Origin of the sequence: Streptomyces sindenensis, assembly GCF_014649035.1 — a bacterium.
In the GTDB taxonomy this organism is placed as follows: Bacteria; Actinomycetota; Actinomycetes; order Streptomycetales; family Streptomycetaceae; genus Streptomyces; species Streptomyces sindenensis.
In genome coordinates this window covers 1-17,408 of the sequence record NZ_BMSG01000009.1, presented here as the reverse complement: position 1 = coordinate 17,408, position 17,408 = coordinate 1, and the positions used below count along the sequence as shown (strand labels likewise).

The 17,408-nt window shown below is 72.6% G+C and carries 14 protein-coding genes; 7 read left to right on the top strand and 7 right to left on the bottom strand.

Annotated elements, in window-relative coordinates; translation table 11 throughout:
• Positions 1 to 245 precede the first annotated feature (245 nt).
• From IE145_RS12800 to IE145_RS12785, 4 genes are read left to right on the top strand one after another with little or no spacing between them, the layout of a single operon-like run.
• The gene (locus IE145_RS12800) at positions 246 to 3,398 is read left to right on the top strand and encodes a sensor histidine kinase (RefSeq protein ID WP_189521050.1); all 3,153 of its coding nucleotides are present in this window, start codon (positions 246 to 248) and stop codon (positions 3,396 to 3,398) included.
• Complete coding sequence (locus IE145_RS12795; RefSeq protein WP_189521049.1) at positions 3,395 to 3,838, top strand: roadblock/LC7 domain-containing protein; 444 nt, start codon at positions 3,395 to 3,397, stop codon at positions 3,836 to 3,838. Before IE145_RS12800 ends, IE145_RS12795 begins: the two co-directional genes overlap by 4 nt.
• A gap of 11 nt (positions 3,839 to 3,849) precedes the next feature.
• Positions 3,850 to 4,287, top strand: coding sequence for a DUF742 domain-containing protein (locus IE145_RS12790; protein ID WP_189521048.1), 438 nt, complete (start codon positions 3,850 to 3,852; stop codon positions 4,285 to 4,287).
• Complete coding sequence (locus IE145_RS12785) at positions 4,268 to 4,876, top strand: GTP-binding protein (RefSeq protein ID WP_189521047.1); 609 nt, start codon at positions 4,268 to 4,270, stop codon at positions 4,874 to 4,876. Before IE145_RS12790 ends, IE145_RS12785 begins: the two co-directional genes overlap by 20 nt.
• A 277-nt stretch (positions 4,877 to 5,153) precedes the next feature.
• Here the strand turns inward: IE145_RS12785 and IE145_RS12780 are convergent, their stop codons facing one another.
• The 4 genes from IE145_RS12780 to IE145_RS12765 all read right to left on the bottom strand — a co-directional run bounded on the left by IE145_RS12780 (position 5,154) and on the right by IE145_RS12765 (position 8,260).
• A complete protein-coding gene (locus IE145_RS12780; protein ID WP_189521266.1) occupies positions 5,154 to 6,344 on the bottom strand; it encodes a lipid-transfer protein in 1,191 nt (396 codons plus the stop codon).
• Between the two features lie 17 nt (positions 6,345 to 6,361).
• Positions 6,362 to 6,829, bottom strand: coding sequence for a Zn-ribbon domain-containing OB-fold protein (locus tag IE145_RS12775; protein WP_189521046.1), 468 nt, complete (start codon positions 6,827 to 6,829; stop codon positions 6,362 to 6,364).
• Positions 6,830 to 6,913: 84 nt separating this feature from the next.
• Positions 6,914 to 7,279, bottom strand: coding sequence for an Mpo1-like protein (locus IE145_RS12770; RefSeq protein ID WP_189521045.1), 366 nt, complete (start codon positions 7,277 to 7,279; stop codon positions 6,914 to 6,916).
• A gap of 183 nt (positions 7,280 to 7,462) precedes the next feature.
• On the bottom strand, positions 7,463 to 8,260 hold the full coding sequence (locus IE145_RS12765; RefSeq protein WP_189521264.1) for a M15 family metallopeptidase: 798 nt from the start codon (positions 8,258 to 8,260) through the stop codon (positions 7,463 to 7,465).
• Positions 8,261 to 8,330: 70 nt separating this feature from the next.
• Here IE145_RS12765 and IE145_RS12760 point away from each other — a divergent pair, with 70 nt between their 5' ends.
• Positions 8,331 to 8,897: an NUDIX domain-containing protein gene (locus IE145_RS12760; protein WP_189521044.1), complete on the top strand. Its 567-nt coding sequence runs from the start codon at positions 8,331 to 8,333 to the stop codon at positions 8,895 to 8,897.
• Between the two features lie 221 nt (positions 8,898 to 9,118).
• On the opposite strand, the gene IE145_RS12755 is transcribed toward IE145_RS12760, so the two are convergent.
• The gene (locus IE145_RS12755; RefSeq protein WP_189521043.1) at positions 9,119 to 11,482 is read right to left on the bottom strand and encodes a glycoside hydrolase family 31 protein; all 2,364 of its coding nucleotides are present in this window, start codon (positions 11,480 to 11,482) and stop codon (positions 9,119 to 9,121) included.
• Between the two features lie 216 nt (positions 11,483 to 11,698).
• Here IE145_RS12755 and IE145_RS12750 point away from each other — a divergent pair, with 216 nt between their 5' ends.
• On the top strand, positions 11,699 to 13,678 hold the full coding sequence (locus IE145_RS12750; RefSeq protein WP_189521042.1) for an acetoacetate--CoA ligase: 1,980 nt from the start codon (positions 11,699 to 11,701) through the stop codon (positions 13,676 to 13,678).
• A gap of 63 nt (positions 13,679 to 13,741) precedes the next feature.
• Positions 13,742 to 14,725, top strand: a complete 984-nt coding sequence (locus IE145_RS12745) for a DUF8829 domain-containing protein (RefSeq protein WP_189521041.1) — start codon at positions 13,742 to 13,744, stop codon at positions 14,723 to 14,725.
• Positions 14,726 to 14,819: 94 nt separating this feature from the next.
• Here IE145_RS12745 and ptsP read toward each other — a convergent pair whose 3' ends face one another.
• Together ptsP and IE145_RS12735 are read right to left on the bottom strand one after the other, a co-directional pair.
• Entirely contained in the window at positions 14,820 to 16,490 is a 1,671-nt protein-coding gene (gene ptsP, locus IE145_RS12740; RefSeq protein ID WP_189521040.1) for a phosphoenolpyruvate--protein phosphotransferase, read from the bottom strand.
• Between the two features lie 75 nt (positions 16,491 to 16,565).
• Positions 16,566 to 17,015, bottom strand: a complete 450-nt coding sequence (locus IE145_RS12735; protein WP_006123086.1) for a PTS sugar transporter subunit IIA — start codon at positions 17,013 to 17,015, stop codon at positions 16,566 to 16,568.
• Between the last annotated feature and the right edge of the window lie 393 nt (positions 17,016 to 17,408).

The window sequence follows — 17,408 nt, the reverse complement described above, 5'->3', positions numbered from 1 at the left end:
ACGTGCCGGTGCTGAGGAGTCCGGGCGGTGTCCTCTGTCGCATTCGCGAATTTCATCTCCAGGAATACCGGGACAACTCATGATCAATGAGCGGGTGGACGGCTGAAAATCATCCGGACGTGTCTTCGAGTTGTCTCGGTGTCAGTAGTAGGCTCGCGCCGTTTATTGACGGAGAAGACAACCCGCGCAGACACCGTGCGGGGCGACCCCCGCAGCCGCCGGGCGGGGCCGATCTGGGGGAGGCCATGCGCTTTCGCGGGAAGTCCATCCGCAGGAAGATCGTGGCGTTGCTGATGGTGCCGCTCGTCTCCCTCACGGGCCTCTGGGTCTTCGCCACCTACATCACCGGCCGCCAGGCCGACGAACTGATGAGCGCCGGATCCATCGTGGAGAAGGTGAGCGAACCCCTGGAGGACGCCGTCCGCGCCGTCCAGGACGAGCGACGGCAGACCCTGGTCTTCCTCGCCGACCCCCGGGCCTCCGACGCGCTCCCCGTCCTCATGGGCCAACGCGCCGCCACCGACCGCATCGTCAGCCAGGTCAGGGAGAACGCCCGGGAGCAGGACGTCCGGGAATCGCTGAGCGCCGCCGACAGCAGCCGCCTGGACGCGATCCTGAGCGCCGTCGACGGGCTGGAGGCGCTGCGTGAGTCGGTCGAGAAGCGCACCATCAGCCGCGCCAAGGCACTGGACTTCTACAACGGCCTCGTCGACCCCTCGTACCGCTTCCTCAACGGACTCCACACCCTGGAGAACGTGTCGATGGACAAGCAGATGCGAGCCCTGGTCGGAATCTCCCGGGCCCGCGAGATGCTCTCGCGCGAGGACGCGCTCATCGCCTCCGGCCTCATCGCCGGCCGCTTCACCAACGCCGAAATGCGCCGCATATCCGGCCTCGTGGCGCAGCGCGAGCTGCTCTACGAGGTCAGCCTGGAGAACCTCCCCGCCACCGAAAGCCGCCGCGTCGAGCAGTTCTGGGGCAGCCCCGACACCGAACCCCTGCGCACCGCCGAGGACGCCCTGATCGGCGCCGGGCCGACGAAGCGGCCCGCCGCCGTCGACGCCGACCGCTGGGAAGAGGCGGCCGTGCCCGTCCTCGACCGGCTGGCGGGCGACTCCACGGAGATGGGCAACCGGTTCCAGGACCGCGCCGAACCGGCCGCCTACCGGGTCCTCGCCCAGGCCGGGATCGCCGGGATCCTCGGCTTCCTGGCCCTGATCGTCTCGGTCTTCGTCTCCGTCCGCATCGGCCGTGAACTCGTCCGCGACCTCTCCCGGCTGCGCAAGGACGCCCACGAGGTCTCCGGCGTCCGGCTGCCGAGCGTGATGCGCCGGCTGGCCGCGGGCGAACAGGTCGACGTCGAGACCGAGGCCCCGCAGCTCAGTTACGAACCCGACGAGATCGGCCAGGTCGGCCAGGCGCTCAACACCCTCCAGCGGGCCGCCGTCGAGGCCGCCGTCAAGCAGGCGGACATGCGGCGCGGCGTCTCCGAGGTCTTCGTCAACCTCGCCCGCCGCAACCAGGTCCTCCTGCACCGCCAGCTCACCCTGCTGGACGCGATGGAGCGCCGTACCGAGAACAGCGACGAACTGGCAGACCTGTTCCGCCTCGACCACCTCACCACCCGTATGCGGCGGCACGCCGAAGGACTCGTGATCCTCTCCGGCGCCGCCCCCTCCCGCCAGTGGCGCAAGCCCATCCAGCTGATGGACGTGGTGCGGGCCGCCGTCGCCGAGGTCGAGGACTACGAACGCATCGAGGTCCGCCGCCTGGCCCGGATCGGAGTCGGCGGACCCGCCGTCGCCGACCTCACCCACCTGATCGCCGAACTCCTGGAGAACGCCACCGTCTTCTCACCCCCGCACACCGCGGTCCAGGTGCACGGCGAACGCGTCTCCAACGGCTTCACGCTCGAAATCCACGACCGCGGCCTCGGCATGGCCCCCGAGGTCCTCCTCGACGCCAACCTGCGGCTCGCCGAGACCCCCGACTTCGAACTCTCCGACACCGACCGGCTGGGCCTCTTCGTCGTCAGCCGGCTCGCCCAGCGCCAGAACGTCCGGGTCTCCCTGCAGAAGTCGCCGTACGGAGGCACCACCGCCGTCGTGTTCATCCCGGCGGCCCTGCTCACCGACGCCCCCGACACCCACGGCACCGGCTTCCGCCTGGACCGCCGGGCCGAGCGGGCCCTCGGCGGCGGCCGGAGCTCCGGGACGGCGGCGGGCGCGCCGGGCACGGCAGCGGGCGGCGAGCGCCGCGTCAACGGCAGGTCCGCGGTTCTGTCGCCGGTTCCCACCGGCCTCACCGGGCCGGGTGCCCTGGACGGGCCGGTCGAACTGGAAGCCCCGGTCGACCCGCTGGACTTCGCCGGCGACCCGCTGGACCGTTCACCGGATCCCGCCCTGGACCCGGCCCTCGGCCCCGTCCTGGACGGCGTGTCCGACCTGGAGGACACCGAGAGCGAGCGCGGCGGCATCTTCCGCGCCCGGGATCTGCGCCGCGACGGCGACCGCGAGCCCCGCCGCGACAAGCCCGGCGGCCGCCCGAGCCGGACCACCGACCGGGACCAGCACCAGCAGGCCCGGGACCAGGGCGACGAGCCCACGGCGGAGGTCCGCCCGATGCGCCCCGCCGGGCCCGTACGGCTGCCCCGCCGCACCCCGCCGACGCTGGTCGCCGACCGGGGCCGCCGGGTCGACGCGGCGAACGACGACGGGACCGCGCCCCCCACGAAGGCCACCGGCCCGGTCCCGCACACCGCGGACCGGACGCCCGAGGCGGCCGACGGGCCCCGTACCGCCGACGCCCCCTGGACCGTGCGAGCCGCCGCCCACCGCGGAGCCCCCGGCGTCCCGCCCGGCTCACCGGGGTCCGGGCGCGAGGAGGCCCCGGTGCCGGCCGCGCCACCGGCACCCGACACCATCGGCGGACTGCCCCGACGGGTCCGGCAGGCCAGCCTGGCCCGCCAGCTCCGTGAGGAGTCCGCGGAGCGCACGGTGCACCGGCCGCCCGTGGACGCCTTCGACGACGCCGAGCGTGACGCGGACGAGGTGCGTGACCGTATGGCCTCGCTCCAGCGGGGATGGCAGCGAGGCCGCCGGGAGAACGCCGGGGCAACCGAGAACGCCGGGACAACTCAGAGCGCTGAGACAACTCGAAGCGCTGAGACCACCGGGAACCCTGAGACCACCGGGAACCCTGAGACCACCGGGAACCCTGAGACCACCGGGAACCCTGAGACCACGGGGAACCCTGAGACCACGGGGACGACCGAAAGCACCGTGTCCACCACGACCACCGAATCCGCCAGATCCGCCGAATTCGCCGAGGACACCGCGAACACCGGCGACCCCGGTGGAACAGCACCAGGAACCACTCCGGGAGGGGACGGTCGATGACCGCACCGAACGCCGCAGCACACAACCCCGCCCGCCACGGCTCGGGCGAACTGAACTGGCTGCTCGACGAACTCGTCCAGCGCGTCGCCAGCATCCGCAAGGCGCTGGTGCTCTCCAGCGACGGACTCGCCACCGGCGCGTCGGCGGACCTGACCCGCGAGGACAGCGAGCATCTCGCCGCCGTCGCCTCCGGGTTCCACAGCCTCGCCAAGGGCGTCGGCCGCCACTTCGACGCGGGCCGGGTGCGCCAGACCGTCGTCGAGCTGGACGAGGCGTTCCTCTTCGTCACGGCGGCCGGCGACGGCAGCTGTCTCGCCGTCCTGGCTGAAGCCGACTCCGACGTGGGCCAGGTCGCGTACGAGATGACGCTGATGGTCAAGCGCGTGGGGGCGCATCTGGCCAACGCCCCGCGGACGACCGGTACGCCCGCCGGAGGGTGAGCGTGGCGGGCATGAGCGCCGACTCCCCCCGGGGCGGCGCCCCCGGATCCCCGGACGGGGCCGTCGACCCCCAGGCCTCCCGGTGGTACGACGCGGACGCGGGGCCGGTGGTCCGCCCGTACGCGATGACCCGGGGGCGGACCAGCAGCGCCTCCCGTCACCGCCTCGACCTGATCGCGCTCGTCGTGCCGGAACCGGCCGCCGACGACCCCGGCCGGGACCAGACGCTCGCCCCGGAACACGTGGCGATCGTCGAACTGTGCAGCGACAGGCCCCAGTCGATCGCCGAGCTCGCCGCCGAACTCGACCTCCCCGTAGGGGTGGTACGGGTCCTGGTCGGCGATCTCGTCGAGGACGAGCTGGTGCACGTCACCCGTCCCGTTCCGCCGGCAGAGCTGCCGGAAGTGAGCATTCTTCGCGAGGTAATCAATGGCCTTCGGGCGCTCTAGCCGCGTCAAGCAGCGGCCCGTCGAGCCCGTCACCCTGAAGATCCTGGTGGCGGGAGGATTCGGCGTCGGCAAGACGACCGCGGTCGGCGCGGTCAGTGAGATCAGACCGCTGCGCACCGAGGAACGCCTCAGCGAGGCGGGCCGCCCGGTGGACGACCTGGAAGGGGTCGAGTCCAAGACCACCACCACGGTCGCGATGGACTTCGGCCGGATCACGCTGCGCGAGGACCTGGTCCTCTACCTGTTCGGCACCCCGGGCCAGGACCGCTTCTGGTTCCTGTGGGACGAGTTGGCCCAGGGCTCTCTGGGCGCGGTCGTCCTGGCCGACACCCGGCGTCTGGAGGACTGCTTCGCCGCGGTCGACTACTTCGAGCGCAGGCGGATCCCGTTCACGGTCGCGGTCAACACCTTCGAGGGCGCCGAGCGGTTCCCCACCGAGACCGTGCGGGCCGCCCTCGACCTCGACCCGGAGGTCCCGCTGCTCGTCTGCGACGCACGGGACCGGTCCTCCGTGCGCGACGTCCTGGTCGCGGTCGTGGAGCACGCCCTGGAGCGCGCGGCACGGGCCCGCGAACCCGTCGCCACCTGAGCCGGGGGAGGCGCTGCTCCCGGGCCTCCGGTACGCGTACGGCCCGTACCCCCGCCGACAGGGGTACGAGCCGCACGTCGCCCGGCGCGCCGGATCCTGAGTGTTCTGCTGTGGTGACGGCCAGTCAAGTCAGGTACAGAGGAAAACTGCTGAGACGCCCTCTCGGGGATCGACGCCCTCTCGGCGGGCAGCGGATTCTCCGAGTTCAGTGGATTCTCGGCGGGCAGCGGTTTCCCCGGGTTCAGCGGATTCTCGGCGGGCAGCGGATTCTCGGGATTCAGCGGACCGCTATCACCGCCGAGCCGTGCCCGAACAGCCCCTGGTTCGCGGTGATGCCGACCCGGGCGCCCGCCACCTGCCGCTGACCGGCCCGCCCGCGCAACTGCTGTGTCAGCTCGCACACCTGCGCGATGGCCTGCGCGGGGACCGCCTCGCCGAACGAGGCCAGACCGCCGCTCGCGTTCACCGGAATCCGGCCGCCGGGCGCGGTCGCCCCCGAGCGCAGGAGCTTCGCCCCCTCGCCCGGACCGCACAGCCCGATGTCCTCGTACCACTCCAACTCCAGTGCCGTGGACAAGTCGTAGACCTCGGCCAGCGAGAGATCCGCCGGCCCGGCCCCCGCCTCCTCGTAGGCGGTCCGCGCGATCGAGGCCCGGAAGCTCTCGGGCGAAGGATCCACCGCCACCGCCGAGTCCGTGCCGATGTCCGGCAGATCCAGGACGGTCCTCGGGAAGGTCGGCGTCACCGTGGAGACGGCCCGGATCCGCACGGGATCGCGCACCCCGCGCCGCCGCGCGAACTCCATACTGCACAGAACCAGTGCGGCGGCCCCGTCGGACGTGGCGCAGATGTCCAGCAGCCGCAGCGGATCGGCGACCATCGCGGAGGCGGCGACCTCCTCGGCCGTCACCGGAGTGCGGTAGCGGGCGTACTCGTTGAGCGCCCCGGCCGCCGCGTTCTTCACCTTGACCAGCGCGAAGTCGTCCGGGGTGTCCCCGTACAGCGCCATGCGGCGGCGGGCGTAGAGCCCGAAGTACGCCGGGTTCGTCGCCCCGAGCACCCGGAAGCGCAGCCAGTCCGGGTCGTCCGCCCGCTCCCCGCCCGCCGGGGCGAAGAACCCCTTGGGCGCCGCGTCGGCCCCCACCACCAGCACCACGTCCGCCAGGCCCGCCAGGATCTGCGCCCGCGCCGTGTCGATGGCCTGCGCCCCGGAAGCGCACGCGGCGTACACGGACGCCACCCGTGCCCCCTGCCACCCGAGCGCCCGGGCGAACGTCGCGCCCGCCACGTACCCCGGATAGCCCCCGCGCACCGTCTGTGCGCCGACCACCGACCGGACCTCGGACCAGCCGATGCCCGCGTCCGCGAGCGCGGCCCGCGCGGCGATTCGACCGTACGTGACGAAGCCCCGCCCCCACTTGCCCCACGGGTGCATCCCGGCCCCGAGGACGGCCACGTCGCCCTTCACGGAGCTCGCGCCGCCCCTCATGAGGCGTCCCCGTCCGCCGCGACCGGCCGCCAGTGCCAGGTGGTGTGCACGGTGCCCGTTTCCCGGTCCTCGTCCAGGACGCCCGGCACCACTTCCACCACCGAGCCCACGGGAAGGGCGGCCACCCCCACCCCGGGGGCTGCCTGCCCCAGCACGACCATGCGCTCGGCGGCCAGCTCGACGGCGACCAGTGTGTAGGGGGTCCAGGGGACACCGGGGTCGCTGACGTACGGGGGAGGCGGCCGGTAGCGCCCGTCGGTGCAGGACCACACCGTGCCCCGCTTCGACAGCGGCGTCTCCTCCAGCTCCCCGCCGGGGCAGCCCGGGTTGCGGCAGTGGCCGTCCTCCCGGGGGAAGTGGACCGTCCGGCAGCCCGAGCACCGGGTGCCCAGCAGCCGGAAGTCCTCCTCCGCGGCGTCGTCGGTGAACCAACCGGCCACCACGGGTGTACGCGTGCGCGACAAAGCCCCTCCCGGCACTTGATCTGACGGTACGTCAGAAGTGTGCCACGGGTGCCCGTGTCCGGCGAGGGCCCGGTCGGGGCGGCCTCAGCTGTCCTTCCCGTCCACCCCGTGCTCGGCCAGCCACTTCGCCGCGGTCTCCGCCAGCTCCGCGTCCCGGCCCGCGAGCATCGTCCGGATCATCTGCGCGTCGCCGCGCAACGACCACAGGGGATGCCCGAACGTGGCCGGGTTGTTCTTCTCGATCAGGAAGTGCGCGGGCCACGCGGTGCCGTACCCGATCACCGGCAGGGCCGCCAGATACCGTTTCCGGCCCCGCGCGAGCCCGTATGCGGAGATCGCGAGCCCGGTCAGCGTGCCGGTCAGATGGACCCAGCGGGTGGCGGCCCGGGAGTGCATCGCCACGTAGTACGGCCAGAACTCCTCGTACGTTTCGAACGTCTGCTGTGACATACGGGCACCGTAGTCGCCCGATCGGCAACCGAACACGCCCCGTTCGCGTCCGAAAGGAAGAACGGTCGGCCGGAGCCCACGGGGGTGGTCCCGGTCGTCCGTTCTCTTCGGAGCCTGCCCGCCGGTTCAGATCCTGCGTACCGACCCGGAGCCCGCCCGCCGCCCCGGAGCCCGCGTACTGACTCAGCGCCTGCCCACCGGTCTGCGATCCACCGGGAAGTCGAAGTAGGTGTCCGGGAACAGTTCCGGCTTGTGGGTGAAGTGCCACCACTCCTCGGGGAGGTTCACGAACCCCGCCTCGGCCAGCGTCCGCTTCAGGAACTGCCGGTTGGCGCGCTGCGCACCCTGGATCCGGGGGTCGTCGGTGTGGGAGAGGGTGTCGAAGCAGTCGTAACCCGTGCCCATGTCCACCGAGTTGTCGGGGAACCGCTCGTCCTTCGGTGCGAAGCAGGGCGTCAGCCGCTCGCCCGGACGGTAGGGCCTGGTCGGCAGGGCGGGAAGCCGGACCAGGGTCAGGTCCACCGTGCTGCCCCGGCTGTGCCCGGACTTCTCCGCGATGTAACCGTCCTCGAACAGCCGGCTCTTGTCGACCAGCGGATAGAACTCCCCCTTCATCGACTGGTCGTCGAGATCCTTCGCCCACCGCACGAAGTGGTCCACGGCCCGCTGCGGCCGGTAGCAGTCGTACACCTTCAGCGAATAGCCCTGACGCAACAGCCGCCTCTGCGCCCGGTGCAGAGCGCGTGCGGCCGGCCGGGTCAGGATGCAGACCGGCTGCCGGTAGCCGTCCACCCGCTCACCCAGGAAGGTGTGCGCCGTGGCGTAACGCATCTCCTGGATGATCGTCGGATCCACCGAACGCAGCGTCACGAACCCCTCGGGCGCTCGTGGTTCGGGCCGCGCCTGCGCCGTGGGGGAGAGGGCGGTGGCGGCGAGGAGGGCGGCGGCCGTGACGGCCGGGGCACGCAGAGCGGTACGCATTCCTGTCATGGGCACACCGTCTATCAGCTGGGCGGCCCGCGCGGAAGAACCCGTCCGATACAGTCCGCCCGTGTCCGAACCCGGCAATCGCCCTTCCCCGACCGCCCCGCAGCAGCCGCCCCGGTACGTACGGGACTCCCACTGCGGCACCTGCGGAGCCCCGTACACCGCTCTCCCGTCCGCCGACGCCTGGCCCCGCACCTGCACGCACTGCGGAACCACGGCCTACCGCAACCCCCTCCCCGTCGCGGTGGCCCTGCTCCCGGTCGACGGCCCGAGCGCCACCGGACTCGTCGTCATCACCCGCACCATCGAGCCGCAGAAGGGCGGCGCGGCCCTGCCCGGCGGGTTCATCGACCACGCCGAGGACTGGCGTACGGCGGTGGCCCGAGAACTCCGCGAGGAGACCGGCATCGAGGCCGCCGCCCGGGACGTCCGGCTCGCCGACGTCCTGAGCGACACGGCCGGCCACCTCCTGGTCTTCGGCCTCCTCCCGGCCCGCCCCCTCGCGAGCCTGCCACCATCGGCCCCGACCGACGAGACATCCGGCTACGAAATCCTCTACCGCCCCCGGCCCCTGGCGTTCCCGCTGCACACGGAAGCCGCCGACGCCTGGTTCGCGGGCCGCTACGGCTGAGGGCACCGGGCGGACCGGCTCCGGCGCCCGGCCCGGCGCGTACAACCGCCCGCCCCGGCCCCCGGGAACCGCATACCGGACGTCCGCCGCCCCTCAACGCCCGTGCCCGGCCCGCACGGACGCATCCCCGGGCCGTGACGTACCCCCGGGCCGTAGGGCAATCCCCCGCCCCGGCCCGGGAAGCCCGAGTCCCACGAGGCACGAGACGCGCCCCGCCGCTTCTAGGACCCGTCCGCCACCCCCCTCACCCGCACCCGATCGCCGACCTCGCGCTCCCCGCCGTCCCGCTCCACCACCACACGGCCGCCCTCCCACCGCGTCGCGTACCGCTCGACCGCCGCCTCCGCCCACCCGTCGCCCGGGTCCCGCACCACCAGGCCCCCGCCCGTACGCCCCGGCGCGGGCGCCCACACCTCCAGTTCCGGGTCGGCGTCCGCACCCCGCACCGGAATCACCGCCCCCGCCCGCGCCAGCACCGGCACCCCCGACAGCGGGGCGTCGACCAGCACCTGGCCCGGACCCTCGTACGCCCGCCCGGTCACCGTGTCGTACCACCGCCCCCTCGGCAGCCGCACCGCCCGCCGCCGCACCCCCGGCTCCAGCACCGGAGCCACCAGCAGCGCATCGCCCAGCAGGAACGCGTCCTCGCACTCCCGCAGCGCCCGGTCGCCCGGCGCACCCCACCACACCGGCCGCACATAGGGCGCACCCGTCAGCCGCGCCACATGCGACAGCGACACGAAGTACGGGTGCAGCCGCTCCCGCTCCACCAGCGCCGCCCGCGCGTGCTCCAGCACCTCGGGCCCGAACTCCCACGGCTCCCGCCGCCCCGCGTCGATCGCCGAGTGCGTACGGAACAACGGCAGGTACGCCCCCAGCTGGAACCAGCGCAGATACAGCTCGGGCGACGGGAACCCGTCGAACCCGCCCACGTCCGGACCCGAGTACGGCACGCCGCACAGGCCGAGCCCCAGCACCAGCGACAACGACGCCCGCAGCCCCGGCCACCCCGTCGACACATCACCGGACCAGGTGCCCCCGTACCTCTGCATCCCCGCCCAGCCCGACCGCGAGAAGAGGAACGGCCGCTCCTCGGGCCGCAGCCGGAGCAGTCCCTCGTACCCGGCCCGTGCCATCGCCAGCGCGTACACGTTGTGCGCCTCGCGGTGGTCGCCCCCGGCGCCCTCCAGGACATGCCGGGCCGAACGCGGCAACGACGGATCCCCGAACGCCGCGAAGGACACCGGCTCGTTCATGTCGTGCCAGACCCCCGAGAAGCCCTGCGCAAGCCGCTCCTCGTACAGAGATCCCCACCAATCCCGCACAACCGGATCAGTGAAATCCGGATAGACGCAGGCCCCCGGCCACACCTCCCCGACCACCTCCCGCCCCCGCGCGTCCCGGACGTACGCGCCACGCTCCCCGATCTCCCGTCCCCCGTCGAACACCGCGTCGCCCGGCTCCGCCTTCACCGCCGGATCCACGATCGACACCAGCCGCACCCCGTCCCCGCGCAGCTCCTTCGCCAGCCCGGGCAGATTGGGGAACCGCTCCCGGTCCACCGTGAACACCCGGTGCCCGTCGTAGTGGTCGATGTCCAGATGCAGCACCGACAACGGCAGCCCCCGCTCCCGGTACCCGTCGACGACCCGCCGCACCTCCTCCTGGCCGCCGAACCCCCACCGGGCGTGCTGCGGCCCCAGCGCCCAGGACGGGGGCAGCGCCGGAGCACCCGTCAGCGCCGTCCACCCCTGGAGCACCCGCGCCGGCGTCCCCACCACCACCCAGCAGCGCAGCGGCCCGCCCTCCATCCGCACCTCGCAGGCGCCCGGCCGGTCATGCCCCGAACCGGCGCCCTCCTCGCCCTCCCGCAGCACCACCCGGCCCGCCCAGGAGTTGTCGTGGAACGCCAGATGCGTCCCCGCGTCCGACACCACCACCTGCACCGGCATCGTCAGATACAGCGGATCGTCCCCGGGACCGAAATGCCCCCCGGGATCGGTGTTCCAGAGCCGGTACACCCCGTCCCGCAACCGGGGCCCGCCCGCACGCCCGCCCAGCCCGAAGAACCGCGCGTCCGCCGGCACCTCCGAGCGCTGCACCCACCGCACCGGACCCCCGCCCTCCGGCTCCCACCAGCGCGGCGGCAGCTCACGCCGCAACAGCACCCCGCCCGGCGTCCGCAGCTCCACCGCCCCGGTCCGCGACACCTCCACCGTCAGCCGCTCCGCGACCACCTGCCAGCCGCCGTCCTTGCCCGGCTCCAGCACCGCCCGCTCGTCCGGCGCGGGAGCCTCGCCCGCCACCGCGTACGAGGGCAGCGGCTCCGCCCCGTCCCACGCCCAGAACACCGCACCGCCCACCGACACACGGATGCGCAGCTCCGAACGGGCGAACCGCACCACACCCCCACCCGGCTCAGGCTCCGCCCCCGTCGCCGCACCGGGCACCCGGGCCCGCTCCGCCCCGCGCGCCGGCAGCGCCGCCGCATCCGCGGCCCGGCGCCGCCACGCCGAACGCACCGTGCGCAGCCCCCGCACCGAACCGACCAACCTCACCCGACGCACCAGGTCACGACCGTCCATGGCGCACACCCTGCCACCCCGCCCGACCCGCAGAACCTTCCGTTCAACTCCCGTTCACCCATGCCGGCCGCCGCCCCCCGGCACCCCGGGGACGGGGCCACCCTGGTGCCCAGGACGATCACATGGCATCGTCCTCGTCAGCCGCTCACGCGCACACCCCAGCCCGTGCGCGCCGACGCCCACCCCGCGTACCCGTACAGCCAGGGAGCAGCCCTCATGACCGCAGCCACGCCCGACGCCCCGCTCTGGCAGCCCGGCCCCGACCGCATCGAGGCCGCGGCCGTCATCCGCTTCCAGAGCTGGGCCGCGACCCGGTACGGCGCCCCGGCCGACGGCGGGTACGCCGCCCTGCACCGCTGGTCCGTCGACGAGCTCGACACCTTCTGGCAGGCCGTCGCCGAGTGGTTCGACATCCGCTTCTCCACCCCGTACGAGAGCGTCCTCGGCGACCGCGCCATGCCCGGCGCCACCTGGTTCCCCGGCGCCACCCTCAACTACGCCGAACACGCCCTGCGCACCGCCGAGGACCCGGCCCGCGCCGACACCCCGGCCCTCCTGTACGTCGACGAGACCCACGCCCAGGTCCCCATCAGCTGGGCCGAACTCCGCCGCCAGGTCGGCGCGCTCGCCGCCGAACTCCGCGCCCTCGGCGTCACCCCCGGCGACCGCGTCAGCGGCTACCTCCCCAACATCCCCCAGGCCGTCGTCGCCTTTCTCGCCACCGCGGCCGTCGGCGGCGTCTGGACCTCCTGCGCCCCCGACTTCGGCGCCCGCAGCGTCCTCGACCGCTTCCAGCAGATCGAACCCGTCGTCCTCTTCACCGTCGACGGCTACCGCTACGGCGGCAAGGAACACGACCGCACCGAGACCGTCGCCGAGCTGCGCCGCGAACTGCCCACCCTGCGCGCCGTCGTCCACATCCCGCTGCTCGGCACCGACGCCCCCGAAGGCGCCCTCGCCTGGACCGCCCTCACCTCCGCCGACACCGAGCCGGTCTTCGAACAGGTCCCCTTCGACCACCCGCTCTGGGTCCTCTACTCCTCCGGCACCACCGGCCTGCCCAAGGCCATCGTCCAGTCCCAGGGCGGCATCCTGCTCGAACACTTCAAGCAGCTCGGCCTGCACTGCGACCTCGGCCCCGAGGACCGCTTCTTCTGGTACACCTCCACCGGCTGGATGATGTGGAACTTCCTCGTCTCCGGCCTCCTCACCGGCACCACCGTCGTCCTGTACGACGGCAGCCCCGGCTATCCGGACGTCAGCGCCCAGTGGCGGGTCGCCGAACAGACCGGCGCCACCCTCTACGGCACCTCCGCCGCGTACGTCATGGCCTGCCGCAAGGCCGACATCCACCCCGGCCGCGACTTCGACCTCTCCCGGATCCAGTGCGTCGCCACCACCGGCTCCCCGCTCCCGCCCGACGGCTTCCGCTGGCTCCACGACGAGGTCGCCGAAGACCTCTGGATCGCCTCCGTCAGCGGCGGCACCGACGTCTGCTCCTGTTTCGCCGGAGCCGTCCCCACCCTCCCCGTCCACATCGGCGAACTCCAGGCCCCCTGCCTCGGCACCGACCTCCAGTCCTGGGACCCGGCGGGCAAGCCGCTGATCAACGAGGTCGGCGAACTGGTCGTCACCAACCCGCTCCCGTCCATGCCGATCCGCTTCTGGAACGACCCCGACGGCAGCCGCTACCACGACAGCTACTTCGACATGTACCCCGGCGTCTGGCGGCACGGCGACTGGATCACCATCACCGACCACGGCTCGGTGATCATCCACGGCCGCTCCGACTCCACCCTGAACCGCCAGGGCGTCCGCATGGGCTCCGCCGACATCTACGAAGCCGTCGAACGGCTCCCCGAGATCCGCGAATCCCTCGTCATCGGCCTCGAAGAACCCGACGGCGGCTACTGGATGCCGCTCTTCGTCCACCTCGCCGAAGGCGCCACCCTCGACGACGACCTGCGCGCCGCGATCAAGCAGACCATCCGCGACAACCTCTCCCCGCGCCACGTCCCGGACGAGGTCATCGAGGTCCCCGCCATCCCGCACACCCTCACCGGCAAGCGCATCGAGGTTCCGGTCAAGCGCCTGCTCCAGGGAACCGAGCTGGCCAAGGCGGTCAACCCCGGCTCCGTCGACAACCTCGACCTTCTCCACTTCTACGCCGACCTGGCGGCGAGGCGCCGCGCGTAACGCCACTGTCAGTCCCCTTGATTACGCTGAGTGAGCAATGATTCACCGCGCACAGGGGGACACATGGCGCAGACCGACCACACCAAACGCGGCACGAAGCGCAACGCCCAGCACGACGCCCAGCACAACGCGACGCACCGCAAGAAGCGCGGCAGGAGGCACGGCACCCCGCACACCACCACCCTGCGACGCACGCTGCGCCGCGAAGCACCCAGCACCGTCGGCCTCCTCGTCGACGCCCAGGACTTCGCGGCCATGCGGCGCTACGGCACCTTCCCCTTCGACGACCACACCGTCTACCTCCAACAGGTCGAGGCCCTGCTCAAAGCGCTCGCGGCCCAGGGCGTGCACACCACCGTCGCCCTCTTCGACCCGGAGGACTACGAGGAGTTCTGCGCCGAGTCGGGCCTCGACGCCGACACGGGGGCGAGCCGCAGCCGCTTCACCGCGGAGATCGCCGCCGCCGGGGCCACGGTCGCCTACACCGGCCAGGGCATCGACGACCTCATCCCCGTCCTCGTCTCCCGCGCGGTGCGCCAGGCCACCTGGGAGTACGCCACCCTCCTCCTCGCCGACCTAGGCACCTGCGCCGACTGCGGCCAGGACATCGGACGCGCGGCCTTCGACCGCGCCTCGCACCTCCTGATGCGGCTGCTGGAGTCGGCCGGACCGGGCACCCACCACCTGGTGTGCAGCGTCCCGACGGACAACGACCAGCTCCTGGCCGTGCTCCACACCCACCGCGACCCCACAGGACCGGCCCGCCTCGACAGCGCGGAGGGCGCCGAGTTCGCCACCGTCCTCGCGGTGGCCGTGGCCCTGGAATCACGCGGGGGAGTGGTCCTGCGCACCAGCGCCCCCGACAGCCCGGACCGCGTCCACGGCTGGCGCCTGGCCCACGGCGGCCTCGCCCCGCTCACCGCGGGCGAGGTCTTCAACGCCTACTGCACCGACGCGGACACCGGAGAGCCCGTCTCCCCGGAGTCCGGCGTCGAGTACTGCGCGGGATTCGACATCGGAGCGGAGCCCCCGGAAACCCACCACTGACCACGACGACGAACAACGACACAAGAGGGAGGGGCCTCCCGCCACCGGCGGAAAGCCCCTCCCCGAGAACCGCTGCCGCTACACGCCCACGCGCCTACTCACCCGAGAGCACGGCCTGCGCGGCGCTGCGCGCCTCGTCGGCCGAGTCGGCGGACCGAGCGGCGTTCGCCGCCCGCTCGCACTGCGCCAGCGTGTACTTGGCGAGGGTGGCCCGCACATAAGGAATGGACGCCGCACCCATGGAGAGCGAGGTGACACCCAGACCCGTCAGCACACAGGCCAGCAGCGGATCGGCCGCGGCCTCACCGCACACACCGCAGCTCTTGCCCTCGGCACGAGCGGCCTCGGCGGACAGCGCCACGAGATCCAGCAGCGCCGGCTGCCACGGGTCCTGGAGCCGCGACACCGCACCCACCTGGCGGTCGGCGGCGAAGGTGTACTGCGCCAGGTCGTTGGTGCCCAGCGACAGGAACTCCACCTCCTGGAGGATCGACCGTGCCCGCAGCGCGGCCGACGGGATCTCCACCATCGCGCCGAACTTCGCCCGCAGCCCGGCCTCACGGCACGCGTCCGCGAACGCCTTGGCGTCGATGCGGTCGGCCACCATGGGGGCCATGACCTCCAGGTACACCGGCAGACCCTCGGCGGCCTTCGCCAGCGCGGTCAGCTGGGTACGCAGCACCTCGGGGTGGTCCAGCAGGCTCCGCAGCCCACGGACGCCGAGCGCCGGGTTCGGCTCGTCGGCCGGCGTCAGGAAGTCCAGCGGCTTGTCCGCACCGGCGTCCAGCACCCGCACGACGACACGCCCCTCGGGGAACGCCTCCAGCACCGCACGGTAGGCCGCGACCTGCTTCTCCTCGGAAGGAGCCTGCTTGCTGTCGTCCAGGAACAGGAACTCGGTACGGAACAGCCCGACGCCCTCCGCCCCCGCCTCGACCGCCGCGGGCACATCGCCCGGACCGCCGACATTGGCGAGCAACGGCACCTTGTGCCCGTCGGAGGTGGCACCGGGACCGGTCGAGGCGGACAGCGCGGCCTTACGGGCCGCGGCGGCGGCTTCCATCTCGGCCCGCTTCTCCGCAGTCGGGTCGACGAAGATCTCGCCCGTGCTGCCGTCCACCGCGACGACCGTGCCCTCGGCCAGCTCACCGGCGCCGGGCAGCGCCACCACGGCCGGAACACCGAGCGCCCGCGCCAGGATCGCGCTGTGGCTGGTCGGCCCGCCCTCCTCGGTGACGAAGCCGAGCACCAGCGTCGGGTCGAGGAGCGCGGTGTCGGCCGGTGCGAGGTCCCGCGCGATCAGCACGTACGGCTCGTCGCTGTCCGGCACGCCGGGCATCGGCACACCGAGCAGCCGCGCCACGATCCGGTTCCGTACGTCGTCGAGGTCCGCGACCCGCCCGGCCAGGTACTCCCCGGCGTTGGCGAGCAACGCCCGGTACGCGGCGAACGCGTCGTACACGGCACGCTCGGCGGTGCTGCCGACGGCGATACGCCGATCGACATCCGACATCAGCTCGGGGTCGTGCGCCATCATGGCCTGCGCCTCGAGCACGTGCTGTGCCTCGCCGCCGGCCAGATTGCCGCGCGCGACCAGATCGGCGGCCACGGCCTCCACGGCCTGCCGGGCGCGCCCCTGTTCGCGCTCGGCCTCCTCGGCGGGAATCGATTTGGCGGGCGGCTCCAGCACCGCCGTACCCATGTGCCGAACCTCGCCGATGGCCACACCGTGGCTCACGCCGACGCCTCGCAGCGTTGTCTCCATTTCACCCGTCTCCGGTTGTGCGGCGACCGAGTCGCCGCGGTGGTTGTGCAACTGGCTGGTGGCCGCGCCCGAGCGCTACTGCCAGCCGAACAGCGTGTCGCCGATCTTCACGTCCCCGTCCTCACGGACATCGGAGAGCGACTCGGCGGTGGCCTCCAGGGCCACGATCGGGCAGATGGGTGACTTGCCGGCGGCCTCGACGGCGACCGGGTCCCAGCGCACGATGCCCTGGCCCCGGGTGACGGTGTCCCCCTTGTTCACGAGAAGCTCGAAGCCCTCGCCGTTGAGCTGGACGGTGTCGATACCGAGATGCGTCAGAACCCCGTGCCCGTCCGCGTCGACGACGACGAACGCGTGCGGGTGGAGGGAGACGACGATGCCGTCGACCGGGGACACCGCCTCAGAGGGCTCACGTACGGGGTCGATGGCGGTACCGGGACCGACCATCGCGCCGGAGAAGACCGGGTCGGGAACCTCGGTGAGTCCGATGGCGCGTCCAGCAAGAGGGGACGTCACGTTGGTCATGGGGAGCCTCCCAGGGGGTGGAGATTCAGGTGTCGCCGCCGCGACTGATGGGGGACGGCGTACTGCTCAGCAGCGTAAGTCATATGAAGTCCCGGTTCCGCCCGAGACCTACCGCTTGGCGGACCTAGGGGTGCACCAGAAACGATTTGCCTCGGTCCCCGGCGACCTGTACAGTCGTACTCCTGCCTGACCCCAACGCGACTTTGAGTCGGGGGTCGGCGGCGACTTTCAAGCCCAGATCCTAACCATGACCCGTCCTTCGGCATGCCCGCAGACCGTGGTCAAGGAGACGGAAAAGGCCTGATAGAGTCGGACTCGCCGGAAAGGGAAAACGCGAAAGCGGAGAACCTGGAAAGCGAAACTGCACGGCCCGCTTCGACCGGGAATCGGACA